General features: G+C 62.3%; 25 protein-coding genes. 10 read left to right on the forward strand and 15 right to left on the reverse strand.

Annotation, left to right across the window (positions count from 1 at the left end):
* The 5 genes from SJ05684_RS26190 to SJ05684_RS26210 form a co-directional block, all read right to left on the reverse strand.
* Window positions 1-867 carry a branched-chain amino acid ABC transporter permease gene (locus SJ05684_RS26190; protein WP_034856346.1) on the reverse strand — a complete coding sequence of 289 codons (867 nt, stop codon included), beginning with the start codon at window positions 865-867 and terminating at the stop codon, window positions 1-3.
* Between the two features lie 20 nt (window positions 868-887).
* Window positions 888-2102, reverse strand: coding sequence for an amino acid ABC transporter substrate-binding protein (locus SJ05684_RS26195; protein WP_034856347.1), 1215 nt, complete (start codon window positions 2100-2102; stop codon window positions 888-890).
* 126 nt (window positions 2103-2228) lie between these two features.
* Window positions 2229-2768 carry a cupin domain-containing protein gene (locus SJ05684_RS26200; RefSeq protein WP_034856348.1) on the reverse strand — a complete coding sequence of 180 codons (540 nt, stop codon included), beginning with the start codon at window positions 2766-2768 and terminating at the stop codon, window positions 2229-2231.
* Between the two features lie 71 nt (window positions 2769-2839).
* The gene (locus SJ05684_RS26205) at window positions 2840-3955 is read right to left on the reverse strand and encodes an alcohol dehydrogenase catalytic domain-containing protein (protein WP_034856349.1); all 1116 of its coding nucleotides are present in this window, start codon (window positions 3953-3955) and stop codon (window positions 2840-2842) included.
* 224 nt (window positions 3956-4179) lie between these two features.
* Window positions 4180-4911, reverse strand: coding sequence for a GntR family transcriptional regulator (locus tag SJ05684_RS26210; RefSeq protein WP_034856350.1), 732 nt, complete (start codon window positions 4909-4911; stop codon window positions 4180-4182).
* A gap of 199 nt (window positions 4912-5110) precedes the next feature.
* Between SJ05684_RS26210 and SJ05684_RS26215 the strand changes: the two genes are divergently transcribed.
* The 4 genes from SJ05684_RS26215 to SJ05684_RS26230 all read left to right on the forward strand — a co-directional run bounded on the left by SJ05684_RS26215 (window position 5111) and on the right by SJ05684_RS26230 (window position 8921).
* Window positions 5111-5968, forward strand: a complete 858-nt coding sequence (locus SJ05684_RS26215) for a fumarylacetoacetate hydrolase family protein (RefSeq protein WP_034856352.1) — start codon at window positions 5111-5113, stop codon at window positions 5966-5968.
* Window positions 5969-6062: 94 nt separating this feature from the next.
* Window positions 6063-6965: a VOC family protein gene (locus tag SJ05684_RS26220; RefSeq protein ID WP_034856353.1), complete on the forward strand. Its 903-nt coding sequence runs from the start codon at window positions 6063-6065 to the stop codon at window positions 6963-6965.
* A gap of 16 nt (window positions 6966-6981) precedes the next feature.
* Window positions 6982-7869, forward strand: a complete 888-nt coding sequence (locus SJ05684_RS26225; protein WP_034856354.1) for an alpha/beta hydrolase — start codon at window positions 6982-6984, stop codon at window positions 7867-7869.
* Entirely contained in the window at window positions 7866-8921 is a 1056-nt protein-coding gene (locus SJ05684_RS26230) for an Ldh family oxidoreductase (protein WP_034856355.1), read from the forward strand. Before SJ05684_RS26225 ends, SJ05684_RS26230 begins: the two co-directional genes overlap by 4 nt.
* Window positions 8922-9018: 97 nt before the next feature.
* On the opposite strand, the gene SJ05684_RS26235 is transcribed toward SJ05684_RS26230, so the two are convergent.
* Window positions 9019-9684 (reverse strand): GntR family transcriptional regulator, encoded by a 666-nt coding sequence (locus SJ05684_RS26235; protein ID WP_034856416.1) that lies wholly within the window; start codon window positions 9682-9684, stop codon window positions 9019-9021.
* A 121-nt stretch (window positions 9685-9805) separates the two neighbouring features.
* Here SJ05684_RS26235 and SJ05684_RS26240 point away from each other — a divergent pair, with 121 nt between their 5' ends.
* From SJ05684_RS26240 to SJ05684_RS26265, 6 genes are all read left to right on the forward strand, one after another.
* Window positions 9806-10810: a TRAP transporter substrate-binding protein gene (locus SJ05684_RS26240; RefSeq protein WP_034856357.1), complete on the forward strand. Its 1005-nt coding sequence runs from the start codon at window positions 9806-9808 to the stop codon at window positions 10808-10810.
* 65 nt (window positions 10811-10875) lie between these two features.
* Window positions 10876-11445, forward strand: coding sequence for a TRAP transporter small permease subunit (locus tag SJ05684_RS26245; RefSeq protein WP_034856358.1), 570 nt, complete (start codon window positions 10876-10878; stop codon window positions 11443-11445).
* Window positions 11442-12758 (forward strand): TRAP transporter large permease, encoded by a 1317-nt coding sequence (locus tag SJ05684_RS26250; protein WP_034856359.1) that lies wholly within the window; start codon window positions 11442-11444, stop codon window positions 12756-12758. Before SJ05684_RS26245 ends, SJ05684_RS26250 begins: the two co-directional genes overlap by 4 nt.
* Complete coding sequence (locus SJ05684_RS26255; protein WP_034856361.1) at window positions 12755-14194, forward strand: malonyl-CoA decarboxylase; 1440 nt, start codon at window positions 12755-12757, stop codon at window positions 14192-14194. The genes SJ05684_RS26250 and SJ05684_RS26255 overlap by 4 nt, the downstream gene beginning before the upstream one ends.
* Window positions 14191-15735, forward strand: coding sequence for a malonate--CoA ligase (locus SJ05684_RS26260; RefSeq protein ID WP_034856362.1), 1545 nt, complete (start codon window positions 14191-14193; stop codon window positions 15733-15735). The genes SJ05684_RS26255 and SJ05684_RS26260 overlap by 4 nt, the downstream gene beginning before the upstream one ends.
* Before the next feature lie 271 nt (window positions 15736-16006).
* On the forward strand, window positions 16007-17026 hold the full coding sequence (locus SJ05684_RS26265) for an AraC family transcriptional regulator (protein ID WP_034856364.1): 1020 nt from the start codon (window positions 16007-16009) through the stop codon (window positions 17024-17026).
* Window positions 17027-17056: 30 nt separating this feature from the next.
* Here SJ05684_RS26265 and arsH read toward each other — a convergent pair whose 3' ends face one another.
* The 9 genes from arsH to benC form a co-directional block, all read right to left on the reverse strand.
* Complete coding sequence (gene arsH, locus SJ05684_RS26270; RefSeq protein ID WP_034856365.1) at window positions 17057-17800, reverse strand: arsenical resistance protein ArsH; 744 nt, start codon at window positions 17798-17800, stop codon at window positions 17057-17059.
* Complete coding sequence (arsC, locus tag SJ05684_RS26275) at window positions 17757-18188, reverse strand: arsenate reductase (glutaredoxin) (RefSeq protein ID WP_034856367.1); 432 nt, start codon at window positions 18186-18188, stop codon at window positions 17757-17759. Before arsC ends, arsH begins: the two co-directional genes overlap by 44 nt.
* Window positions 18185-18883, reverse strand: a complete 699-nt coding sequence (locus SJ05684_RS26280; protein WP_034856368.1) for an aquaporin — start codon at window positions 18881-18883, stop codon at window positions 18185-18187. The genes arsC and SJ05684_RS26280 overlap by 4 nt, the downstream gene beginning before the upstream one ends.
* A gap of 3 nt (window positions 18884-18886) precedes the next feature.
* On the reverse strand, window positions 18887-19396 hold the full coding sequence (locus SJ05684_RS26285; RefSeq protein WP_034856370.1) for an arsenate reductase ArsC: 510 nt from the start codon (window positions 19394-19396) through the stop codon (window positions 18887-18889).
* 19 nt (window positions 19397-19415) lie between these two features.
* Complete coding sequence (locus SJ05684_RS26290) at window positions 19416-19772, reverse strand: ArsR/SmtB family transcription factor (RefSeq protein ID WP_034856371.1); 357 nt, start codon at window positions 19770-19772, stop codon at window positions 19416-19418.
* Between the two features lie 37 nt (window positions 19773-19809).
* The gene (gene pcaD, locus SJ05684_RS26295) at window positions 19810-20637 is read right to left on the reverse strand and encodes a 3-oxoadipate enol-lactonase (protein ID WP_034856373.1); all 828 of its coding nucleotides are present in this window, start codon (window positions 20635-20637) and stop codon (window positions 19810-19812) included.
* A gap of 120 nt (window positions 20638-20757) precedes the next feature.
* Window positions 20758-22089, reverse strand: coding sequence for an MFS transporter (locus SJ05684_RS26300; protein ID WP_034856417.1), 1332 nt, complete (start codon window positions 22087-22089; stop codon window positions 20758-20760).
* 37 nt (window positions 22090-22126) lie between these two features.
* The gene (gene benD, locus SJ05684_RS26305; protein ID WP_034856375.1) at window positions 22127-22915 is read right to left on the reverse strand and encodes a benzoate diol dehydrogenase BenD; all 789 of its coding nucleotides are present in this window, start codon (window positions 22913-22915) and stop codon (window positions 22127-22129) included.
* A complete protein-coding gene (gene benC, locus SJ05684_RS26310) occupies window positions 22912-23937 on the reverse strand; it encodes a benzoate 1,2-dioxygenase electron transfer component BenC (RefSeq protein WP_034856376.1) in 1026 nt (341 codons plus the stop codon). The genes benD and benC overlap by 4 nt, the downstream gene beginning before the upstream one ends.
* Window positions 23938-23941: the final 4 nt, after the last annotated feature.

The following is a 23941-nucleotide window of genomic DNA, read 5'->3' on the forward strand; positions in this document are numbered from 1 at the left end:
TCAGCCTCGATTGAACAGGCCGTTCGGCCGCCAGAGCAGCACGGCGAGGAAGATGGCGTAGGTGGCCGCGAGCGTCAGTCCGGGGTCGACGGCTGCCGAAACGCCGGCTTCGATCAGGCCCAGCATCAGCGCCGCGGCAATGGCGCCCGCGAGATTGCCCACCCCGCCCATGATGATGATGACCAGCGCTTTCATCGTGACAAAGACGCCGTCGGTCGGGGTAAAGGGTTGAAACATGGAGAGGATGACACCACCGGCAGCAGCCAGCGCGCCGCCGGTTGCGAAGGCCGCGCGGGCGTGCCTCTCATTGTCGATGCCGACAAGCGGAGCGAAGCCGGGCCGCGAGGCAACGGCGCGCATGGCCATGCCCCAGCGGGTCTTCTGCATGGCGAAGAAGAGAGCGCTGCCGACTGCGAGCGCCAACAAAGCGCCGATGAGACGGCTGGCGGCAACCTTGGTTCCAAGGATGTCGACCGGCAGTTCTAGCCAACTGTATCCGGTGAAGCCGCTGCCGAAGCTCAGCGCATAGATGCCCTGCAGCAGAAACATCAGTCCGAAAGTGACGAGAATGGAATCCACCTCAAGCCGCCCCGAGCCGCCGGAGCGCCTTTCCAGGGGCCGCATGACGGTGGCATAAAGCATGTAGGATGCCGCATAGCCGAACGGCACCACGATCGCGAGTGCCGAAAACGGATCGAGGCCGAAGGCCATTATCGTGAGATAGGTCAGGAAGGATCCGCCGATGACCAGCTCGCCATAGGCGAGATTCATGACGCGGGCGACACCGTACTGTATCGTCAGGCCGAGCGCCATCAGCGCGAATGTTCCGCCGAGCACCAGCCCGACGATAAGGGTCGAAAGCAACATGACGGCTCCTCCCGTCTCACTCATGCCCAAGCCGGTTTCGGCAGCAGCGGCGTGCGCGCGCCCTGCCGTTCGGAGGGTGCGATCCCGACGAAAGTGCCGTGTTGCCACTGCCCCAGCAGCCAGAGATCGCTCATCCGATTGCCGGTGAGCTTGACGGCGCCGACGATCGTCTCGAAGGAGCCCGTGGCGATCTCCTCGGTCACTGCGTCGCGATCGAGCCCGCGGCGCGCGATCGCCTGTTCGAGGATCTGAAGGCTGGTATAGATGAGGGAGCTCGCCCAATAATCCGGCGGCGCGCCGATCAGCTTCTCGTGGCGCTCGACATAGGCCTGCATTTCCGGCCGCGAATTGTCGATCCCGCCGAGACTCATGACGCCTTCCACTTGGCCTTCATTGATATCGGAATAGATCGGGAAACTGGTGCCGACACCCGTATAGAAAACCTTCGGATTGTAGCCCGTCAGCCGCGCCTGTTTGGTGATGGCGAACGTATCCGGCGGATAGGAGAGCGCCATGAAGATATCCGCGCCCGAACCGGAGGCCTCGTTGAGCAAAGCGGAAAAATCCTGCGTGCCGATGGGATAGGACTTGTCCATCACGATCTCGACGCCGGCCGCCTCCAGCTTCTTGCGCGCTTCCTCGACGAGCTCGATGCCGAACCCGTCCGCAACGGAGATGATTGCCGCCTTGTTGTTGGTCACGCCTTTGCCTGCTGTGGAGATGACCTTGGTGAAGGCGCCCATGTAGTCGTCGGCCGTTCCCAGGAACCAGAAGGTGCGCTTCCATTTCGAAATTGCATCGATGCGGTGCGGAACGAAGGATGTTCCGATGAGCTGGGGATAGCCGAAACGGTCCATCAGCGGCGCGATCGCCAGATTGAAGCCCGTACCCCAGGGTGGAAGAATGAAATCCACCTTGTCGTGCCGGGCGAGCCGTTCGATACCCCGCACGACCTCTTCCGTTTGCGACCGGTCGTCATAGGCGATGATCTCCAGCGGAAGCCTGCTTCCGTCCGGCATGGCGAGACCGCCCGCCGCTTTGACGTCCGCCGCCCAGAGTTCGTAATTCGGGATTGAGGTGGTTCCGGCACCCGGCGCGTTCACGCCGGTCTTGGAAACGATGTAGCCGATGCGGACGGATTTTCGTTCCTCGCCGCGCGCCGGCAATCCGAGCGAAAAGGCTGCCGCAGCCGTTCCGGCCGCCATAAGCATGTTGCGTCTCGTTATCTCAACCATGACCTTCCTCCCTCGGTAAACATGATCTTCAGATCGGATCTTCCAGGCAAAATCCTCCCCTGCCGGCTCCCATGTGGCGGAGCCGGTAATACGGGTAGCTGCTGACGAGTTGGTCCTTGCGGATGCTTAAGGCGTCTCGGCGCCGATCAGTACGAAAGCGACGGTGGCCGGTTCGTCGTTCGGGTTGCGCCAGGCATGGCGCGCGCCGTGCTGGACGACAGTGTCGCCGGCCTTGAGGTCCACGGTCGCGCCGTCGTCGAGTTCGAGCGTGATCCTGCCGCTGACGACGACGCCGTAATCGAGCGTCGGCGTGGTGTGCATGCCGGGATTGTCCATCTCGAAGGTCTCGGCGATACCCGGCGCGGCCGCGAAATGCTCCGGCCCGGCGAGTTCCGGCCGGAAATCCGGGGACGTCATCACGGCGTCCGGCGGAAAGGTCACCACCAGGAATGTCGAGCCGCCGGCCGGCTGTAGCAAAGTCCCCTCGCTCGCCATCGGGTCCCGGCCGTCGTGGGGCAGCGACGGCACGCCGGAGATACTCCAGATCGGGGCGGAGACGAAGCCCGGCGTGTGCTTGAGCGCCACTTCCCGCGGCGAAGCGCCATCGCTGACCACCACCGATTTGCCGTCTTTGTTTTTAGCCGTAACCACACGTCTGAAAGTCATGACATCCTCCCCATGTCACAAGAGCCTCGGTAACGAATAGCGCCCGCCCGGTGTGGGGCGGGCGCCGGAAATCACGGGCAGATCACGTAGTTCGAGAAGCCGCCATGGCGCTGGGCAATGCCAGAGATCGCGTGGTTCACTTCGGACAATGGATAGCTTTCGGTCTCGAAGGGCGAGAGATCGACGACGCCCGAGGCGACCATGTCGGCCATTTCCTGACCTTCAGCCGTCGTGAACCAAGCGGAGCCATAGAGACGCTGGTTTCGGTCCATCAGCCAGTGCACGTCGATCGGCACCTCGCCGGCGACTGCGCCGACATCGACGATGATGCCGCCGCGGCGAATGCTCTTCACCCCTTGGAGGAAGGTCTCGTGGCGAGCGCCCGGCCCAAGGCAATCGATGAAGGCGTCGACGCCCTCGCCATCCGTATGAGCCATGGCGAAGTCCGTGACGCTGCCGTCATTGATCGAGAAGATTTCGATGCGGTGCGGCGCGAGCGCCTTGATTTCCTCGAGCAGCCCCCTGTCGCGTCCGGTGCCGAGAATCCTGTTCACGCCCATGGCGAGGCCGAAGATTGCCGCACCGATGCCAAGCGTGCCGCTGATGCCGTTGACGAGAATGGTATCGCCCGGGCCGGCATTCACCTTCTTGAGCGCCGAATAGGCCGTCCCAAGGTAACCGAGGCGTGCGGCCTGTTCGAATGCCATGTTGTCGGGGATTCTCACGATCGCCGATGCAGGGGCGACCATGTATTCGCCGAGGCCGCCGATCGGATAATCGGCAAAGGTCTGCATCGCATGTTCGGAGAAGCCGAAATAGCCCTGGAAGGCATAATGCCTGCAGGAGATGGAATCGCCCCGGCGGCAATGCCTGCAGGTTCCGCAGCTGCGGCCCGGATTGACATAGACGCGGTCGCCGGGTTTCAGCGCATGAACGCCCTTGCCGACGGCGGCGATCTCGCCGGCGGGGTCGAGTCCGAAGACCGCAGGCAAAGGCGGCAGCGGCATATGCGGGAACCAGGTCGTCCAGTTTGCGAGGATATTGCCGAGATTCGGCACGATACCGCAGGCTCGAACGCGCACCAGCACGTCCATATCGCCGGGCGCAGGCGTGGGCAGTTCCTCTATCTTCAGCTCGCCGCCGACGGTGTGCATACGCGCAGCTGTCATTGTCTGCGGAATGGTCATGAATTCCTCCTCCACTTCCTAAATGGGCCACCCATAGGCGGGTGGGGCGCTCCTCCGCCTTGATGAAAGTCGTAACTCATGATTTTCGAAATTTCAAGTGTTTTCGTAAAACAACCGTGTCATCAGACAAACGCTCCTTACTGCGCACAAGCCCCGACACGCTGAACGGGAGAAATTTCAGCGGGACAGGAGAGACTTTGACGGATGTTCAGGGTCGGTCGCCGCTATTCAGCGGCGCTCGTGATCGCGCGCTTTTTGCCGGCGGCTACAGGAGCGTCGTCAAAAAGGTGACCGGCATGTTCGATGACATTCTCGCTGGTTTCGCGGATATGCCGATCGATGAGGCGGAGCGCCTTTTCAGCGTCGCGGTCGAGCGCGGCGTCGGCGATCTGCTTATGCTCGACGTCCTTTTCTCGCCATTGCGGGCGGAACTGCGAAGACATGCGCCGATAGCGATGGGCGCGTTCGAAGAGTTTGCTGCGAATTTCGAGCAGCGTCGGAGACCGGCAGGCCGAGACGAGCGAGAAATGGAACTCGCCATGGACGGCGCTCCACTCTTCCGACAGATAGTATTCCCGCCCGAGCCGCTGCTGCAGCCGGTCCATGCGATGGTAGGTGGACAGGATATTCGCTTCCCAGCGGTCGTCACCGAAGCGAATTGACCTGCCGAGCGCCTCCCGTTCGATCAGTACCCGGACATCGGTGAGGTCGTTGAGATCGGCGATCGAGACCGGTGCCACGATAAAGCCGCGCTGCCCTTCGGAAATGACGAGGTTTTCGGCGGCAAGACGCGACAGGGCCTCGCGCAATGTCGAGAAACTGACCGCATATTTGTTGCGCAGCGACTCGAAGCGCAGCTTCTCGCCGGGCTTCAACACGCAATTGATGATGTCGAGCCGCATGCGCTGCAGCACGTCGCCGGCTCTCGTTTCGCTGCCCGCTTTCTGCTGTTCCAAAAGACAATCCTCCCGATACGGGCCTGTCGCGAAGCACTCTGCGCGAAGGCCGACTTAGGTTTTTGAATACAAAAAATTTCGAAAAAAATCAATCTTGTTGAAAATTCAGCCGCCTGGAATGGCGGAGGGGACTTGCAATGCGCACTACCTGCCTGTTTACGATATTACATAATATTTTCGAAATAACGTTGGAGCCACCATGAGGTATCTGAGCTTTTCGTATGAGGGACGGGTGAGCTACGGCTGCATTGTCGATCAGGCGGTGTGCGATCTCGGGAGGCGCACCGGCCTGCCGGATCTTGCCAGCCATATTGCCGATCGGTTTCCTACTCTCGGATGGGAAGCGGACCTCGCACCGGACTATTCCCTTTCGGCAATCCGCTACCTGCCGGTTATTCCAGATCCCCGCAAGGTGCTCTGCGTCGCGACCAATTATCGGGAGCCGGGCGACGACGGCGCCGCGAGGCCGGAATATCCGCTGGTCTTTAGCCGCTTCGGAATCTCGCAGACCGGCCATGAGGAACCGCTGCCGAAGCCGGAAGTTTCCGAAAAATTCGACTATGAGGGCGAACTCGCGGTCATCATCGGCAAGACCGGGCGAAGGATCGCCGAGGCCGAGGCGATGACCTATGTGGCAGGCTACTCCTGTTTCAATGACGGCAGCGTGCGTGACTGGCAGAAGCACTCGTCCCAGTTCACGCCCGGAAAGAACTTCGCCAGGACTGCAGGTTTCGGTCCGTGGATGGTCACCAGCGATGAACTGCCGGACCCGGGCGCACTGGACCTCGTCACACGCGTGAATGGCGAAACGAGGCAACGCAACAACACCAGCCGTATGATCTTTCCGATCGCCTGGCTGATTTCCTATTTCAGCCAGTTCACCGTACTGGAGCCCGGCGACGTCATCGTCACCGGCACGCCCTCCGGCTTTGGGTCGTCAAGGCAGCCACCCGAGTTTCTCAAGATCGGCGACACAGTCGAAATCGAGATCGAAAGGGTCGGGACCCTGCGCAACGTCGTTGCAGATGAAAGCCAGAACCAGGACAATTTTCGATAAACATAAAAATTTCGAAATATCTTGCGATCGTCAGTTATTTGGCGTATCAAAACATCAAGGATGGATGTCCAGAGCGAATTCGAGGGAGGAACTCATGACGCACATCGTGCATGCCGTCGGGCACATGAAGGTCAATGTCACTGACCCAGAGGCCGTTGTCCGCGATGCGACCGAGATTCTCGGCCTGCAAGTCACAAGTCGGGACGGCCGGCAGACATGGCTGAGCTCCAACGGTCGGGCCGCGGAGCTGGTGCTCATCCACGCCGACGAGAACTCCGCCCATACGATCGGACTCGAGGCACTGACGCCCGAACTGGTCGCCGAAGCCGCCTCGCGCGTCGAAGCGGCGGGCTGCCGCATCGTTTCGGAAGAGCCGAGCCTCGATTGCATCCAGAACGGCGTAACCTTCGCCACGCCTGAAGGACTGCGTTTCGAGATCCACACGCCGGTCCGTAACGTCACCTATGGCCGGCGTTATCCGACGACCGGCGTCGGCGCAAACCGCATCGACCACATCAACCTGAAATCACCAGATCCGGCCGCCACGCGCGAACAATTGACTGCCATCGGCGGCCTGAAACTTTCCGAACGCATGGTCAATGACAGCCTGAGCTGGATGTATGGCGGCAACCGCCAGCACCACATCATCGGCGTAGTCAAGGGCGAGGTCGGGCTACATCACGTCTCCTTCGAATTCCTCGAATTCAATCAGTATCTGCGACTCGGCGATATCCTCGACCGGTTCGACAAGCAGATGCTCTGGGGGCCCGGCCGTCATCGGCCCGGCGACAATACCTACGCCTATTACACCGATGCGAGCGGCATGATGATCGAATGCTCCGGCGTTATGGCCCATATCGCCGACGACGCCGACTTCACGCCGAATGTCATCACCAATCTCGACCGCCCCGGCAACGTCCGCGCCATGAATGTCTGGGGCACACCCGCGCCGCTGGAGTGGCGCGAATATCACTTCCCCTTCGCCAAGGTCGCCTGAAGCAAAGGATATCAAGATGCAGGAAAAACTGACCTTCATGTCCGACGGGCTGAGGCTTTCCGCCGTTCTGCACGTTCCTGACAACCGCAAGCCCGGCCAGAGGCTGCCGGCCTTCATCGTCTGCCATGGCTTCGTCGGCTCCAAAGACGAGAGCCACGCGCAGATCCAGGCCGAGATGATGGAAGCCTTCGGCTATGTCGCGCTGCGCTTCGACTTCCGCTGCTGCGGCGAAAGCGAAGGCGAGCGGGCCCAGGTGCGCTGCTTCGATCAGGTCGCCGACGCCAAGAACGCGCTGACGTTCCTGGCAGGGCGCGAGGAAGTCGACCCGCAGCGCATCGGCGTCACCGGCCACAGCTTCGGCGCCGCCGTCTCCGTCTACACGGCCGGCATCGACGACCGTTTTGCCTGCTGCCTCTCCTCCTGCGGCTGGGGCAATGGCGAACGCAAGTTCCGCGGTCAGCATCCGACGCCCGAATCCTGGGAGAAGTTCATCGGCATCCTGGAGAAGGGCCGCAAGCACAAGCAGGAGACCGGTGAGAGCCTGTGGATGTCGCGCTTCGACGCCGTGCCGATCCCGGAGCCGCTGCGCAAGAATCTCTCCCCGAAAGCGATCATGGAGATCCCCGTGGAAACGGCCTGGTCGATGTATAACTTCCGCGCCGACGACGTGGTCGCCAACATCGCGCCGCGGCCGCTGCTCCTGTTCCACACGGCAAACGACATCATCACGCCGACGGTCGAATCCATCCGTATGTTCGAAAAGGCAGGCCAGCCGACGGAACTGATGCTCGTCGATACGACCGCCCACTTCCCGCTGGCGCCCAATGATGCAACGCGCACGAAAATGATGGTGAAGAGCTGGCTCGACAAGTTCTTCCCCTCCCCTCTCGGAGCCGTTTCATGAATGGGATCGCGGAAAAGAGAGTGATCGCGAAGGAAACGCTGGAGGCCTTTTCCGCGTCTCTCCTCGAGGCGGGCGGTTTCAAGCGCGACTATGCCCGGCAGTCCGCGGAGCTTCTGGTCTGGGCCAATCTGCGCGGCGCGGACTCGCACGGTGTCTTGCGCATCCCCCGCTACATCGAGATGACCGAGCTCGGCATCGTCAACGGAGACGCAAGACCGGAACTTTCGAGAGAATTCGGAGCCGTTGCCGTCATCGAAGGCGACCGGGTGCCGGGGGCAACCGGCATGTCCATGGCGGCGGACAAGGCCGTGGCGCTGGCCGAGACGTTCGGCATCGGCCTGTGTTCGATCGTCAGGACGAGCCATTGCGGGGCAATCGGCTATTTCACCGAGAAGGTTGCGAAAGCCGGCATGATCGGCATCGCCATGTCGGCCTCGAAACCGCTGATGGTCTATCACGGATCCCGGAGCGAAGGCGTTTCAACCAATCCGCTGTCGATCGCGGCGCCGGGCAAGGACGCGAACCACCCCATCGTGCTCGACATGTCGACGGCGGCCGTCGCGCTCGGCAAGGTCATGGCGGCCAAGGATGCCGGGAGATCGATTCCCGCCGATTGGGGCGTCGATGCCGACGGCGTTGCGACAACCGACCCGGCAAAGGTCAAGGCGGTGTTGCCCATGGCAGGCCCGAAGGGCTCCGGACTTTCGTTGATGATCGAAGTTCTGGTGAGCGTCCTCGCCGGCAATCCGCTCATTTCGGCCGCGCTCACGGAAAACAGGGATGCCGGCTTCAACGGCCTGGTGATCGCGCTCAGCCCGCAAGCATTCGGGCTAAAGGGCAGGTTCGAGGCGGAGGTCGATCAGCTCGCCCGTGCCATCAGGTCCTTGCCCCCGGCCGCAGGCAGCGATCACGTGCTCCTGCCAGGGGAGCGCGGGTTGCTGCTGGCTGAGAGGCGGCTTCAAGAAGGTATTCCAATAGCCGCAGGGACGAAAAGCCGCCTTGCAGAGGAGGCCTTCAGGCGCGGTGTTGCGGTTCCCTTGGAGCTCCAGTGACGGTTGGATATCCGACCACGGCCTTGCCATAGGCGGGCGGGAGCATAGCTCCCGCTTTGTCGTCATTTTTAGACTTCCATTGGCGGGGGCCGACCTCCTAGCCAAGTCGGCGCTCGCGATTCGAAAGATTGGCGATGAGGTCGCCGAAGCGATCGCCTTGAACGGCGACGTGACCGCGCAGGCGCTCCCGCGCCCCCTCCGCGTCGCCGGCGAGAATGGCCTCGACAATTTCTCCATGCTCCTTGAAGGACACCTTCATCCGGTTGCGAACCCTGAGCTGCAGGCGGCGATAGGGACGAAGGCGGCGATGCAGCGCCGTGCATTGGTCCTCGAGGAAGCCGCTATGGCTCGCCGCGTAGATCGCGCGGTGGAAGATTTCGTTCTCGTAATAGTAGCGGTCGGTGTCCTCGCTGGCGACCGCCTCCTTGCACTTCTCGTGGGCGGAGATGAGCGCGGACCGGTCTTCCTCCGTATGCCGGCGGGCGGCAAGAGCGCCGGCCATGCCCTCCAGTTCGGCCATCACCTCGAACATCTCGAAGACGCGCTGCGGCGCCGGATCGACGACGACGGCACCGCGCCGTGGCCTGATTTCGACCAGCCCGGTCGCGCTCAACTGCATCAAGGCCTCGCGGATGGGCGTTCGGGACACGCCGAAGCGCTTGGCCAACTGCGTCTCATCCAGGCGTTCACCCGGCTCGAACTCGCCCGTCACGATGCCGTTTTCGATGTCATCGCGGAGCTTGTGGAAAATGTTCTCGGTCATTGCTTCCATTCCCGATATGCAGGTCATCTCATCTTGTATACAAAACTCTTGACACTGTGCGCAAGATAACGACACTAATATACCTGACCGGCGGGAGGGCCGGAATATCAGGGAGGAAGAAATGAGCAGTTTTCGACGGAAGCTGGGAGCTTGCGCTGTCGCAGCCCTCGGCAGCTTGATCGTCTCGACGGCGGCCGCCCAGACTATCTTGAAGGCTTCGCATCAGTTCCCGGGCGGCAAGGGCGACATTCGCGACGAGATGGTGCAGTTGATCGCCCGCGAAGTCAGCGCGGCGAATGTCGGCCTCGAAATCCAGGTTTTCCCCGGTGCCTCGCTCTACAAGCCGAACGACCAGTGGAATGCGGTCACGCGCGGCCTGCTCGACATGACGTCGTTTCCGCTCGACTATGCTTCGGGTCGCCATCCGGAATTCTCCGCCACGCTGATGCCGGGGCTCGTCGGCAATTTCGACCGCGCCATGCGGCTCAACGATTCAGAATTCATGCAGGACATCAAAAAGGTCATCGAGGATGCCGGCGCAATCGTGATCGCCGACGCCTGGCTGTCCGGCGCCTTCGCTTCCAAGACGCATTGCATCACCTCGCCCGAGACGATCAAGGGTCAGGTGATCCGCGCCGCCGGGCCCGCCTTCGAGGAGATGTTGGTGGAAGCGGGCGCTTCGATTTCGTCCATGCCCTCGTCGGAAATCTATACGGGCATGCAGACCGGCGTGCTCGACGCGGCCAATACCTCATCGGCGAGCTTCGTCTCCTACCGCCTTTTCGAGCAGGCCAAGTGCCTGACCGCGCCGGGCGAAAACGCCCTCTGGTTCATGTACGAGCCGGTGCTGGTGTCGAAGCGCATCTTTGAAGGCCTGACGGAAGAACAGCAAAAGGCGATCCTGGCCGCGGGCGAGAAGGCGGAGGCCTATTTCAACAAGGAGGTCCGCAAGGGTGACCAGGTCATGATCGACACCTACAAGAAGGCCGGCGTCGAAGTGGTCGAGATGACGAAGGAAGACTACGACGCCTGGCTCGAGGTCGCAAAGGAGTCGTCCTACAAGAACTTTGCCGCCAACGTACGCGGCGGAGACAAGCTGATCGAAAAGGCGCTGGCTGTCGAGTGAGGCGAACTGAAACCGGCGCGCTTTGGCGCGCCGTGCCGTCTGTCCCGCAACCTGAGGATAAGTGCATGCTCAAGGCCTATATCCAGGCTGTCGGCAATGCTTCGCGCGGGCTCGCGATCGTTGCGACGGCCCTGATCATCGCGTCGATGCTCGTCGTCTGCCAGATGATCCTGATGCGCTATGTGTTTCGCCAGGCAACGATCTGGCAAACGGACTTCGTCGTGTTTTCCGCAACCGCAGCCATGTTTCTCGGCGCGCCTTACGTGTTGCTCAAGGGAGGCCATGTCGGGGTGGATGTCGTCGAGGTGATGGTCGGCGACCGCACGCGATCGGCCTTGCGCGTCGTTGCAAGCCTGCTCGGTCTCCTCTTCTGCATCATCATGCTCATAGCGACCTGGATTCAGTTTCACGACGCATGGGCAGGCAACTGGAAACACTCCAGCGTCTGGGCGCCGCCCCTTTGGGTGCCGCTCGCTGCCCTTCCCGTCAGCTTTGCCATGCTCTGTCTGCAATATGTCGCGCAGGTCCTGACCCTCCTGACCGCTGCGGGAGCGCCGGCAACAGTCAGCCATGGCGATGTCGAATCGGAATCGGTGCCAAACGCCAATTCTCATCCCCGGGAGATCATCCAATGAGCCCGACCATTTCCGGACTGATGATCGTTGCCTGCCTCTTCGTACTGCTCGCAACGGGCATGCCGATCGCGTTTGCCCTGGGGCTTTCCGCCTTCGCGGCGCTCTACATGCAGAGCGGCGCTGCCATTTTCTACGTGCTCGGGGACACGATGTTCTCCGGCATCGCCAATCTTGCCTATGTGTCCATCCCGATGTTTGTCCTCATGGGCGCGGCGGTCGCCTCGTCCCCGGCGGGATCGGACCTCTACACCTCCCTGGACCGGTGGCTGAACCGCATCCCGGGCGGCCTCATCCTGTCCAATATCGGCGCCTGTGCCATCTTCTCCGGCATGACCGGTTCTTCGCCGGCGACCTGCGCGGCGATCGGCAAGATGGGCATTCCGGAGATGCTGCGACGGGGCTATCCGACCTCGGTCGCAAGCGGCTCGATCGCGGCCGGCGGCACGCTTGGCATTCTCATTCCCCCATCCGTGACACTGATCGTCTACGGCATTGCGACCGAGACCTCCATCGGCCGGCTCTTCATGGCCGGCGTCCTCCCAGGCATCCTCCTGACGACCTTGTTCATGGCCTGGGCGATCGTCGATTGCAAACGGAAGGGCTACGAATTCGATGCGCGTTTCATCCGCTATTCGATCAAGGAGCGGCTGGCTGGCCTTCCGCGCATCCTGCCGTTCCTGCTGATCATCGCAGGAACGCTTTACGTGCTTTACGGCGGGATCGCCACGCCGTCGGAGGCGGCCGGCGCTGGCGCCTTCCTCACGCTGCTCGTGGTGATCGTCGCCTATCGCCTGTTCCGCCTTCGGCCCGTCGCCGGCATTTTCGGATCGGCGATGAAGGAAAGCGTCATGATCATGATGATCATGGCGGCCGCCGAACTCTTCGCCTTTGCGCTCTCCTCGCTGTTCATCACCCAGACTGTCGCGACGGCAATCGCCGACATGGAAGTCAACCGCTGGGTGTTGATGTTGATCATCAACGTCTTTCTCTTGATCTGCGGCATGTTCCTGCCGCCCGTCGCCGTCATCGTGATGACCGCGCCAATGCTCTTCCCGATCGTCACGCAGGCGGGATTCGACCCCTACTGGTTCGCGATCGTGCTGACGATCAATATGGAAGTCGGCTTGATCACGCCGCCGATCGGGCTCAATCTTTTCGTCATCAACGCGATTGCGCCGCAAATTCCGACGAAGGACATTCTCTGGGGCTCCCTCCCCTATGTGCTGGTGATGTTCCTGGCGATCATCATCCTCTGCCTCTTTCCGGAGATTGCGACGTGGCTGCCGAACCAGATGCTGGGGGCAATCCAATGAGCAGGACGTCTTTCTTCAGCGACATGTTGCAGACGATCGCCGACCGCGGCCGCCGTTTCCTGTCGTTAGGACCCGCACGCGAAGGCGAAGCCGATGCGGTCGACACGATGGAAGGCCTTTGCGAAACGCTGCTGTCGAGCCGAGGCGAAGCGTCGGGTATGGCGCTTGCGAAGAATATTCTGGACCGCTGGCAAAGCTTCGATCCGCAGCAGCGGCGCGACTTCGTGATCGTGCTGCTCGCGCGCTTCGGACCCGATACCGAGCGGCTGGAGCAGGCGATCGAGAACTATCGCGCCGAGCCCAACCCGAAGGCCCTGCTGGAATTGAGCGTGGCGGCCGAGCCTCGCCGGCAGGAACTGATCCGCAGGCTCAATCTGGCGCCGAACGGCATCGCCACGCTCGTGCGGATGCGGGAGGATCTCCTCAAGTTCAAAGCCGATAACCCCGACCTTGCGGCCGTCGACGCAGACTTCGCCCATCTTTTCGGATCGTGGTTCAATCGCGGCTTCCTCGTATTGCGGCCGATCAACTGGTCGACGCCGGCCAATATTCTGGAAAAGATCATTCGCTACGAGGCCGTCCATCATATCGGCGGCTGGGACGAGTTGCGTCTGCGCCTCGCGCCGGAAGACCGGCGCTGCTTCGCGTTCTTCCATCCGCAGCTCGTCGACGACCCGCTGATTTTCGTGGAAGTGGCGCTGACCCGGGAGATGCCCTCGAACATTGCGGACCTGTTGACGGAAGACCGCGCGCCGATCCGCGCCGCCGACGCGACGAGCGCGGTCTTCTATTCGATCTCAAACTGCCAGGAGGGCCTCAAGGGCATTTCCTTCGGCAACTTCCTGATCAAGCAAGTGGTGGAGGATCTGCGCCGCGAGTTCCCTCGCCTCGATACCTTCGCGACTTTGTCGCCGGTGCCAGGCTTTGCCGAATGGCTGTTGCGCGAACGGCGTGCAGAGATCTCCGATGCCCTGTCCGCCGCCGACCGCAGCAAGCTTGCGGCGCTTGATGATCCCGGTTGGGCCGACCAGCCGCAACTGCTGGCAAGCATCAAGCCGGTCATGACGGCCGCTGCCGCCTGGTATTTCCTCAAGGCCCGCAACCGCAATGGCAAGGTCGTGGACCCCGTTGCGCGCTTCCATCTCGGAAACGGCGCACGGCTCGAGCGCATCAATTTCCTCGCCGACCGCTCCGGTCGTGCCATGCGACAGGCCCACGGGCTGATGGTCAACTATCTCTACAAACTCGACGACATAGAGACGAACCACGAGACATTTGCGACCCGCGGCCAGGTCGTCGCCGCTCCGGCCATCCGGCGGCTGGTGCCCGCGGACAAGGGCCCCCGCAGTCTGGTTCCCGTTCCCGGCGTCCTTCCTCCCGACGTCCAATCAAGCGATGCCGCAAGGAAGAAAGGCAGCAAGGAGTTCACCTCATGAGCAATCATCTGTTCGATGCCATCCGCAAGGCGGCGCGGCCCGGCGCCAGCTTCATCCTGGCAGCCGATGACCGCTCCTGGACCTACGGCGACATGCTGGATCGTTCGGGCCGCATCGCATCGGCGCTCGAAGCCCTCGGCGTGCGGCCGGGCGACCGGGTGGCTGTGCAGGTGGAGAAGAGCCCCGAGGCGCTGATGCTCTATCTCGCCTGCTTGCGCGTGGGAGCCGTCTATCTTCCGCTCAATACGGCCTATACGCTCGCCGAGCTCGACTATTTCATTGAAGATGCCGAACCCCGGATCGTCGTCTGCGCCCCGGCGGCCAAGGAGGGAGTGGCCAGGCTCGCCGCAAACCACGGGGCCCATGTCGAAACGCTGGACGAGAAAGGCGGCGGATCGCTGATCGAGCTTGCGCGCGGCGAGGCGCCCGATTTCCCGGATGCACATCGCGGGCCCGACGACCTTGCCGCGATCCTCTATACGTCGGGAACGACCGGACGCTCCAAAGGAGCCATGCTGACGCATGACAATCTCCTGTCAAACGCCTCCACGCTGCGAGACTACTGGCGCTTTACCACCGACGACAGGCTGATCCACGCCCTGCCGATTTTCCACACGCACGGCCTTTTCGTCGCGTCGAACGTGATCCTTCTTGCCGGTGCATCGATGTACTTCCTGCCGAAGTTCGACGCGGACGAGGTCCTGCGGCTGATTCCGCAGGCAACGGCGATGATGGGGGTTCCAACCTTCTACGTCCGCCTTGTCCAGCATCCCGGGCTGACGCGGGAGGTGACCGCCGGAATGCGACTGTTCGTTTCGGGCTCGGCTCCGCTGCTCGCCGAGACCCACAGGACGTTTGAAGACATGACGGGGCACGCCATTCTCGAGCGTTACGGGATGACGGAGACCAACATGAATACGTCGAACCCCTATGATGGGGATCGCATCGCCGGAACGGTCGGTTTTCCTTTGCCCGGCATCTCGCTTCGCGTCGCCGATCCGGAGAGCGGCAAGCCGCTTCCAGACGGCGAGACGGGCATGATCGAGGTGAAGGGCCCGAATGTTTTCCAGGGTTATTGGCGCATGCCCGAGAAAACGCAGGCCGAATTCCGTGCCGACGGTTTCTTCATCACCGGCGATCTCGGCAAGGTCGACGAGCGGGGCTACGTCCATATCGTCGGCCGTGGCAAGGATCTCGTTATTTCCGGCGGCTACAATATTTATCCCAAGGAGGTCGAATCGGAAATCGACCGGATGCCGGGTGTGGTCGAAAGCGCCGTCATCGGCGTGCCGCATCCGGATTTCGGCGAAGGCCTGACGGCCGTTGTCGTCAGAAAGTCGGATGCGGCGATCGACGAGCGAGCGGTTCTCGACGGGCTGAAGGACCGCCTGGCACGCTACAAGCAGCCGAAGCGGGTGATCTTCGTGAACGACCTGCCACGCAACACGATGGGCAAGGTCCAGAAGAACCTGCTTCGCGAGACGTATGCCGAGCTTTATGCCCACGCGGGGAACGAGAAGAGCGTGCAAGCGCGGGTGTGAGGCTTCAACCATTCAAAGAAGAAGTTCCGTACAGCGCCGTGTGTCTTTGATGCGGCGAGGCGGAAGCGGCGCTGGTGATCAAACGAAGCGCGCGCCTCCGCCCTCGGTTGTCTTGCCAATTCAGCCCGGTGGGCAGAAGCCACATTTCCCCCTAATCTATAGCCGATGCGCCCTCGGCTGACATTCGGGCCAGCCGAGGGCGGGCTGTGCTTGGCTATGCCGCCGAGCCGCAAGACGAAGCCGAATACGCGACATTCCGGATTGGGGATCCATGGCAGAAGACAGCAGTGCGCAATTCTCGTTTCGGTTTCGCGGCTCGTCCTTCGACAACATGATCGAAACGCTCGGAGGCGCTTTCGGTGCGTTCAACGCCGAGCCCATTGGGAAAGCCCGGGATTTCCATTGGGGGATTGACTTCGCCGCCTGTGACAATGCTGTGATGCTCAGCGGCTATCATCAGGACGAGTTTCAGTTCAACATCGAGCCGACCCGCGATACGGCAGAGTATTTGTCGATCGTGATTCCGCGAAGTGGCGGCATGGGGGTGACCTATGGGCCGCGCACCGCCGAGGCGGGACGGGGAAAGCTGTTGCTCTATAACAATTTCGAGCCGAACAGTGTCCTGATGTATGGTCGATCGAATGTGATCGATGAGCTCCTGATCAATTGGCCCGTCATCCTGCAGGCCATCGAGCAAAATTTTGAGGTGCCGCTCAAGGGCTCCCTGGATCTGTTGCCGGAGCTGGACCTGGCCACCCCGGCCGGCCAGACAATCGCCAGCCTGGCGGCGACGATGATGGACGGCATGCGCGACAATGGTCCATTGCTGCGCTCCCCGATCGCGATGGCACATCTCACCCATGCAATGGCCGATCTGGTGGTGCGCCTTGTTCCCCACCAGCTGTCGCATCTGCTGGACAAGAAGCCTTGCCTGGTTGCCCCCCGGCATGTCCGTCGCGCCATCGAATATATGCAGGCCAACATCAATCGGCCGATCACCATGCCCATGGTAGCCGAAGCGTCCGGCGTGTCCGTCCGAGCGCTCCAGATGGGCTTTCGCGCCTTCAGGGACACGACGCCTGCCGCCTATCTGACGATGCTCCGTTTGCGGGCAGCGCGGCAGGACCTGCTCGACCCCGGGAATAATCAGACCGTGAACGATATCTGCCTGAAATGGGGCTTCTTTCATTCCGGACGGTTCTCATCCGCATACCGAACGACCTATGGGGAATACCCTTCGGACACAAGGAAGCGTGTGGACAGGTCTCATTTCGCTGCCGCCGGGCGATAGGCACTGCCGGAGCAGGATTGTCCGCCTGATTTAGACCGACTTGAGCTTGACCCGCTGTTCCAGCTTCTCAGCGTCTTCCTTGCGTTCGCTGTATCGGTCAACGAGGTAACCTGAAGCGTCGCGGGTCAGCAGCGTGAATTTCACGAGTTCCTCGCAGACGTCGACGACCCGATCATAATAGGAAGACGGCTTCATGCGTCCGTTCGCCTCGAATTCCTGGTAGGCCTTGGCGACCGAGGACTGGTTGGGAATGGTTATCATGCGCATCCAGCGACCGAGCAGGCGTAGCGTGTTCACCGCATTGAAGGACTGCGAGCCGCCCGACACCTGCATGACGGCGAGGGTCTTGCCCTGGGTCGGCCGGATCGACCCGATCGAAAGCGGTATCCAGTCTATCTGGGCCTTCATGATGCCCGTGATCGTCCCATGGCGCTCCGGGCTCACCCAGACCTGGCCTTCGGACCATCCGGAGAGTTCCCTGAGTTCCTGGACCTTTGGATGGCTTGCCGGTGCGTCGTCCGGCAGCGGCAGCCCCGAAGGGTCGAAGAAGCGCACCTCGGCCCCGAAATACTCCAGCAACCGCCCCGCCTCCTCCGCCAGAAGCCTAGAATAGGACACCTGGCGCAGCGACCCGTAGAGGACAAGGATGCGCGGGGGATGCGTCGAGAATGCCGGCCGCAACGCCTCGGCATCGGGCGCGCGCAGACAGCGCGGATCGGCGGCCGGGAGATCAGACAATGCGCCGCCCCTCCCCGTCCAGAACCGCTTCGCCATCCTCCTTGACAAACGGCCCCTTGAAAGCATCGGCGGGCAGGATGTCGAGAACCGCTTCCGACGGACGCGCCAGCCGAGTGCCCAAAGGGGTGATGACGAACGGCCGATTGATGAGGATCGGATGCTCGAGCATTGCCGTCAGGAGTTGGTCGTCGGAAAGCGACGGATCGTCGAGCCCGAGCTCCGCATAGGGCGTGCCCTTCTCGCGGATCGCCTCGCGGACCGAAAGGCCGGCGCCGCGGACCATGCCGGCAAGCTCCTCGCGGCCAGGCGGGGTCTTCAGATATTCGACCACCTTCGGCTCGATGCCGGCGTGGCGGATCAGCGCCAATGTGTTGCGCGACGTGCCGCAATCGGGGTTGTGGTAGATGGTGACGTCCATGGTCATTCGGCTCCCTTGACCGCAATCTGAGAAATCGAGGCGCTCCGCTCGGCGAGCATCCAACCGGCAACGGCGGCTGCGAGGAGCGCCCCCAGCACTTCGGCCAGAACAAAGCCGGGCAGATCCCCGGGGCGGATGCCCGCAAAGGTGTTCGTGAACGCCCGGGCGATCGCAACGGCGGGGTTCGCGAAGGATGTCGAGGCGGTGAACCAGTAAGCCGCCGTGATATAGAGGCCGACGAGCCACGGAATGGCATCGCCGCGGAAGCGCAATCCCGCCAGGATCGTGAAGACCAGACCGAAGGTTGCGACGGTCTCGGCTAACCATTGGCCGCCGCCAGTGCGAACCGTTTGCGACGCCTGGAAGATATCCAGCTCGAACATGGCATGGGCGACAAGCATTCCTGCAAGGCCGCCCGCAACTTGGGACAGGATGTAGAGCGCCGCGGCGGGCGGCTCGATCTCCCGCCTGGCCGCGAACACGATCGTCACCGCCGGATTGAAATGCGCACCGGAGACCGGACCGAGGATGCTGATCAGGACGATGAGGATGGCACCCGTCGGTATGGTATTGCCGAGCAGCGACACGGCCACGTCATCCGAGAGGCGATCGGCCATGACGCCCGAGCCGACGACGGTAGCGACCAGGATGGCCGTGCCCAGAAATTCCGCCGCGAGGCGGCGTTTCATATCGAACGTCATGCGTCAGCCCGCCTTCGGAACATCGCGACCGATCTCGTCAAGTCGCCTCTGCAGGGCAAGCCTGTCCAGGCTGATCATCGGCAGGCTGGTGAATATCGAGAGGCGATTGTTCAGCATTCGGTATGTCTCGGCGAAAGCGAAATGCCGCTCGGTTTCGCTGCCCTCGGCCGCCGCCGGGTCGGGCACGCCCCAGTGGGCCGTCATCGGCTGGCCGGGCCAGGCCGGACAAGCCTCGGCGGCCGCGTTGTCGCAGACGGTGAAGACGAAATCCATCTGCGGCGCGCCGGGAACCGCGAACTCGTCCCAGGACTTCGAACGCGCGAACGACGTGTCGTAATTCAGTCCCTTGAGAAGCTGCAAGGCGAACGGATGCACTTCTCCCTTCGGATAGGACCCGGCCGAATAGGCGCGGAACCGACCGCTTCCGAGCCGGTTCAGAATGGCTTCGGCGATGATCGAGCGGGCCGAATTGCCCGTGCACAGAAAGAGGACATTGTAGACTTTGTCGCTCATGGGCGCTCTCCCGGTTGGCTCAACGTGTCTGCGCTTCCCTCGGAGCGCAGCATGGGGTCAAATCTGAAATCAATGGCGCGCAGAGGCTCGCATTGCCGCCGCAGCAGTCTTGCAGCAGGTAGAGCATCACGGCGCGGAAGCGATCGAGATCGGCGCGATAAATGATCGAACGGCTTTGCCGATCGCCCCGGACCAGCCCCGCCTGGGCGAGCGTCGAAAGATGTGCCGACATCGTGTTCTGCGGCACATCGACCAGCCTGGCCAGTTCGCCGGCGGCGATACCGTCCGGTTCCCGCTCGACCAGCAGCCGGAACGTCCTCAAGCGAGTGGATTGGGCAAGGGCGGCAAGAGCCACGATCGTTTGAATTTCATCCATATATCCAGAATATTGGATATATTTTTAACAGTCAATCCTACTGCATCTCAGAACAATTCGGTGGGACGAAGCTTCCGCACCCGAAAAATCCGAGAAGTGCGACATTGAATGCCTGTGCCGATTCGACGTTGACGACGTGGCGGCCCGGCAACGACAGATGTCGGCCCTGCTGCACGCGCGCAGCAATATCTTCCAGGTCGGATGGCGGGCACACCGGGTCGTCATCGCCGGAAACGGCCATGACGGGGTTGGCGATCCGCTTGATATCAGTACGTAGGTCGGCCCCGGCCAGAGCCGCACAGCAGCCGACATAGCCATCGATCGACGTCGCGACAAAGCTGTCGAGCACCTTGCCGACAGCGCCGGGTTCGACGGTGTTGTACGCCGGGGTGAACCAGCGTTCGGCGGTGGCGGCGGTCAGTGCCGCAAGACCGCTCCCCCGCACGGCCTCCAATCGCTCGATCCAGTGTTCGCCGGTACCGATCTTCGCGGATGTCGCGCACAGAGCGATCTTGGCAAGGCGATATCCGGCATGAATGCCCAGCCACTGCCCTGTCAGGCCGCCGATAGAAAGGCCGCAGAAATGCACTCGCTCTATTTTAAGCGCATCGAGCAGCGCGAGCGCATCATTGCCGAGATCGGACAGACCGTATGGCGGCGGTGGAGCCGACGACAGGCCGTGACCGCGACGATCGTACCGCAGCATGCGAAAATGCGGCCGCAGCCCAGCCACCTGCGCGTCCCACATGTGCAGGTCGGTGCCGAGCGAATTGCAGAACATGAGCCAGGGCTTGCTCTGGCACCCATCCGTATCGCCGTCGATGCGGTAATGGAGGCGATGACTGGGAAGTTCTAGGAAAGGCATAGGTCAAGTACTCACGATATGGACCCTCGGCAGAAGGGTGATCGACAGCGCCGGGTTGGCCCGGCGCTGCTTCAAATTCGGATGACCAGCGGTCTGGCACATGCGATCGGCCGTGCTCAGTTATGCCGCGGCTAGCTGCACGGCGCCGGCGCGGCGCGCGTTGCTGATCGCGAATACCAGCATTGCCAGAGCCGAGACCGCCGCCGGGATGGAAAAGATCAGGAAATTCTGCTGGAGCGGAAATTCCATCGCCAGCAGCACGCCGCCCAGAGTGGGGCCGACAATGGCGCCGATGCGGCCGACGCCCGATGCCCAGCCCAGCCCCGTGGAGCGGACGGAGAGGTTATAGAGCTGCGCAACGCTGGCATAGAGCAGGATCTGCGTACCGATTGTGGTGGCGCCGGCAACGAACACGATCAGGAACAGCAGCACTGCTGGTAGATTGAAGCCGATCAGCGCAATCGATGCGGCAGCCGCCACGAAGAAACCGACCACCACCTTCGGCAGGCCGAACCGGTCGCCCAGCCAGCCGCCCGCGATCGCGCCGAACATGCCGCCGAAGTTGAGGGAAAAGAGGCTCAAGAGGCTGGCCTTTTCGGCATAGCCGGCTTCCTGCAGCACCTTCGGCAGCCAGGACGACAAGAGATAGACGAGCAGCAGGCAGCAGAAGAAGGCGACCCACAGCATGAGGGTGCGCAGCGTGCGCTGGTGGCGGAACAGTTCAGCGACCGATGCCGAGGCGCCGTTGGTTTCGGCGAAGACCAGCCTGTCGTCGTCGCCAAGGCGTGCAGAGGGATCGATCTTGCCATAGATCCGCTTCGCCTTTTCCTGCTGGCCCTGACGGATGAGGAAGCCGAGCGATTCAGGCAGCTTCCACAGGACGACCGGAAGCAGAAGCAGCGGCAGGGCGGCAACAAAGAACATCGGCTTCCAGCCATATTGCGGGATGAGGCCGATGCCGAGGCCCGCCGCAACCATACCGCCAACCGAGTAGCCCGAAAACATCAGGGCGACCATGGTGCCGCGAAGGCGCTTGGGTGCATATTCGTTCATCAGCGCCACGGCGTTCGGCATCAATCCACCGCAGCCGATACCGGCGATGAAGCGAAAGACCTTGAACTGATCCGGCGAGTTGGCGAAGCCGGTGAGAAGGGTAGAAACGGTGAACAGCATGAAGCTGATCGCGATGCCCTTCTTTCGACCGATCCTGTCCGCCAGCGGTCCGAAAACAAGCGCGCCGAACATCATGCCGAACAGAGCCCATGCCTGCAGCGCGCCGGCCTGCGGCTTGCTTAGGCCCCATTCCGCGATCAGCGTCGGCAGAACGGTGCCCGCAACGAAGACATCATAGCCGTCGACGATCAGCAGCAGGGCACAGAGCCCCACCACCAACCATTGGAATCCCCCGAATGGATTGTTGTCGATTGCTTCATTCACATCGATAGTGCGCATCATCGCTCCTCCCCGAGTTGCTACGCATGTTGAAAAATCAGCCGGTATCGCCCCCGGCCACGGGCAGCACGCTGCCGGTGATGTAGGACGCCTCGTCCGAGGCCAGGAAAAGGATCGGCGCCACCTGTTCCTCGATGGTCCCGTATCGCTTCAAGAAGCTGGATTGCTTCACCTGGTGGACGACGTCGCCCATCCAGGCCTCCTCCTCCGCCGTGTCGCCGGCGGCATTGCGCGGGACGCGGCGCGGCGGCGCTTCCGTGCCGCCCGGTGCAGTCGCGACAACGCGGATATTGCGTTCCGCCAGTTCCATCGCGAGCGCCTGAGTAATGGCGTTCACGCCGCCTTTGGCTGCCGAATAGGGCACGCGATGGATGCCGCGCGTGGCGTTCGACGACACGTTGACGATGGTGCCGCCGCCGCGCGCGAAGAGGTGCGGCAACACCGCATGGCAGCAGTAGAGCGTCGGCATCAGCGAACGGCGGATCTCCGCGTCGATCTGCTGCGGCTCGAATTCCGCGTAAGGACGCATGCGGATCGCCCCACCGACATTGTTGATCAGGATGTCGATGCCGCCGAACGTTTCGGAGGCAAAGCGCATGGCGGCAGCCGCGCCTTCATAGGTCTCCAAATCGGCGTTGAATGCCGCGGTTTCGGCGTCCCGCGCCTCGGCTGCAACCTCGGCGACGAAGTCGGCGCGGTCGACGAACACGACCTTACCGCCCTCCTCCGCAGCCCGGATTGCCACCGCGCGACCGATTCCCTGCGCGGCACCGGTCACCACCAGCACCCTGCCGCTAAAGCGGCCATTGAAGCGCGGCGCGCTCATGCGGCCTCCTTCACGACTGCATTGGGCGTGAACTTCTCGTAGTGGAAGCTGTTGGGCTTCACGCCGTTGTCGTCAAAATACCTGCGCACGGCCTCGACCATCGGCGGGGGCCCGCAGAGATAGACGTCGACATCGCCGCCATGAAGCACCTCGGCCGGCATGTGCTGGGTGACCCAGCCCTTTTGCGTATGGCTGGAAGCCTCCTCGGCGACCACCGTCGTGAAGCTGAAGTTTGGCAGGCGCGCCGCATAGGCTTCGATGTCGTCGACGAGAACCAGATCGAAATCACGTGTCACGCCATAGATCAGGTGGATCTTCTGTTCCGACCCTGTGCGCGCTAGAACTTCCAGCATCGACAGGAACGGCGCGAGGCCCGTGCCACCGGCGAGGAACAGAAGCGGTCTCCGGACGTCGCGGAGGTAGAAGCTCCCCAGCGGACCTGTGAGCTCGAGTTTCGTGCCGGCCTCGGCGCGCTCCAGCCAGTTGCTCATCAGCCCACCCGGTATCTTCTTGATGAGGAAGCCGATCCGCTGCTCGCCCGGCGCCGAGCTGAACGAATAGGATCGGCTCTGGCCGCTGTCCGGCACGTCGATGTTGACGTACTGACCGGGCAGGAAGGCGGGCACGGCGGCTTCGACATCCAGCTCCAACACGATCGCCGAGTCGTTGTGCGGCGTCACCCGTGCGATCATAGCGGCGAATTTCTGCTGCCCGGTTTTGCAGGCCACCGATGTCGTCGGCACGGCGATGACGCAGTCCGAGGCCGGCTTCATCTGGCAGGTCAGCACGAGACCGCTCTCGGCCTCGTCGGCGGTCAGCGCATCGTCGATGAAGTCGTCGCCGAGGTCGTAGCTGCCGCTCTCGGCGCGGCACTTGCAGGTGCCGCACACGCCGTCGGAACAGTCCATCGGCAGGTTGATCTTGTTGCGGAAGGCGGCATCGAGCACCTTCTCGCCGTCCTTGCATTCGATGAAGCGGGTCACCCCGTCCTCGAAGTTCAATGCAATCCTGTAGCTGGCCATGGAA

The organism is Sinorhizobium sojae CCBAU 05684, assembly GCF_002288525.1.
Taxonomy (GTDB): domain Bacteria; phylum Pseudomonadota; class Alphaproteobacteria; order Rhizobiales; family Rhizobiaceae; genus Sinorhizobium; species Sinorhizobium sojae.

Excerpts from the sequence above, each read along its gene's own strand:
- SJ05684_RS26190 (WP_034856346.1), bottom strand. The coding sequence starts at position 867 with ATGTTGCTTTCGACCCTTATCGTCGGGCTGGTGCTCGGCGGAACATTC.
- SJ05684_RS26195 (WP_034856347.1), bottom strand. The coding sequence starts at position 2,102 with ATGGTTGAGATAACGAGACGCAACATGCTTATGGCGGCCGGAACGGCT.
- SJ05684_RS26200 (WP_034856348.1), bottom strand. The coding sequence starts at position 2,768 with ATGACTTTCAGACGTGTGGTTACGGCTAAAAACAAAGACGGCAAATCG.
- SJ05684_RS26205 (WP_034856349.1), bottom strand. The coding sequence starts at position 3,955 with ATGACCATTCCGCAGACAATGACAGCTGCGCGTATGCACACCGTCGGC.
- SJ05684_RS26215 (WP_034856352.1), top strand. The coding sequence starts at position 5,111 with ATGAGGTATCTGAGCTTTTCGTATGAGGGACGGGTGAGCTACGGCTGC.
- SJ05684_RS26220 (WP_034856353.1), top strand. The coding sequence starts at position 6,063 with ATGACGCACATCGTGCATGCCGTCGGGCACATGAAGGTCAATGTCACT.
- SJ05684_RS26225 (WP_034856354.1), top strand. The coding sequence starts at position 6,982 with ATGCAGGAAAAACTGACCTTCATGTCCGACGGGCTGAGGCTTTCCGCC.
- SJ05684_RS26230 (WP_034856355.1), top strand. The coding sequence starts at position 7,866 with ATGAATGGGATCGCGGAAAAGAGAGTGATCGCGAAGGAAACGCTGGAG.
- SJ05684_RS26235 (WP_034856416.1), bottom strand. The coding sequence starts at position 9,684 with ATGACCGAGAACATTTTCCACAAGCTCCGCGATGACATCGAAAACGGC.
- SJ05684_RS26240 (WP_034856357.1), top strand. The coding sequence starts at position 9,806 with ATGAGCAGTTTTCGACGGAAGCTGGGAGCTTGCGCTGTCGCAGCCCTC.
- SJ05684_RS26245 (WP_034856358.1), top strand. The coding sequence starts at position 10,876 with ATGCTCAAGGCCTATATCCAGGCTGTCGGCAATGCTTCGCGCGGGCTC.
- SJ05684_RS26250 (WP_034856359.1), top strand. The coding sequence starts at position 11,442 with ATGAGCCCGACCATTTCCGGACTGATGATCGTTGCCTGCCTCTTCGTA.
- SJ05684_RS26255 (WP_034856361.1), top strand. The coding sequence starts at position 12,755 with ATGAGCAGGACGTCTTTCTTCAGCGACATGTTGCAGACGATCGCCGAC.
- SJ05684_RS26260 (WP_034856362.1), top strand. The coding sequence starts at position 14,191 with ATGAGCAATCATCTGTTCGATGCCATCCGCAAGGCGGCGCGGCCCGGC.
- SJ05684_RS26265 (WP_034856364.1), top strand. The coding sequence starts at position 16,007 with ATGGCAGAAGACAGCAGTGCGCAATTCTCGTTTCGGTTTCGCGGCTCG.
- arsH (WP_034856365.1), bottom strand. The coding sequence starts at position 17,800 with ATGGCGAAGCGGTTCTGGACGGGGAGGGGCGGCGCATTGTCTGATCTC.
- arsC (WP_034856367.1), bottom strand. The coding sequence starts at position 18,188 with ATGACCATGGACGTCACCATCTACCACAACCCCGATTGCGGCACGTCG.
- SJ05684_RS26280 (WP_034856368.1), bottom strand. The coding sequence starts at position 18,883 with ATGACGTTCGATATGAAACGCCGCCTCGCGGCGGAATTTCTGGGCACG.
- SJ05684_RS26285 (WP_034856370.1), bottom strand. The coding sequence starts at position 19,396 with ATGAGCGACAAAGTCTACAATGTCCTCTTTCTGTGCACGGGCAATTCG.
- SJ05684_RS26290 (WP_034856371.1), bottom strand. The coding sequence starts at position 19,772 with ATGGATGAAATTCAAACGATCGTGGCTCTTGCCGCCCTTGCCCAATCC.
- pcaD (WP_034856373.1), bottom strand. The coding sequence starts at position 20,637 with ATGCCTTTCCTAGAACTTCCCAGTCATCGCCTCCATTACCGCATCGAC.
- SJ05684_RS26300 (WP_034856417.1), bottom strand. The coding sequence starts at position 22,089 with ATGCGCACTATCGATGTGAATGAAGCAATCGACAACAATCCATTCGGG.
- benD (WP_034856375.1), bottom strand. The coding sequence starts at position 22,915 with ATGAGCGCGCCGCGCTTCAATGGCCGCTTTAGCGGCAGGGTGCTGGTG.
- benC (WP_034856376.1), bottom strand. The coding sequence starts at position 23,937 with ATGGCCAGCTACAGGATTGCATTGAACTTCGAGGACGGGGTGACCCGC.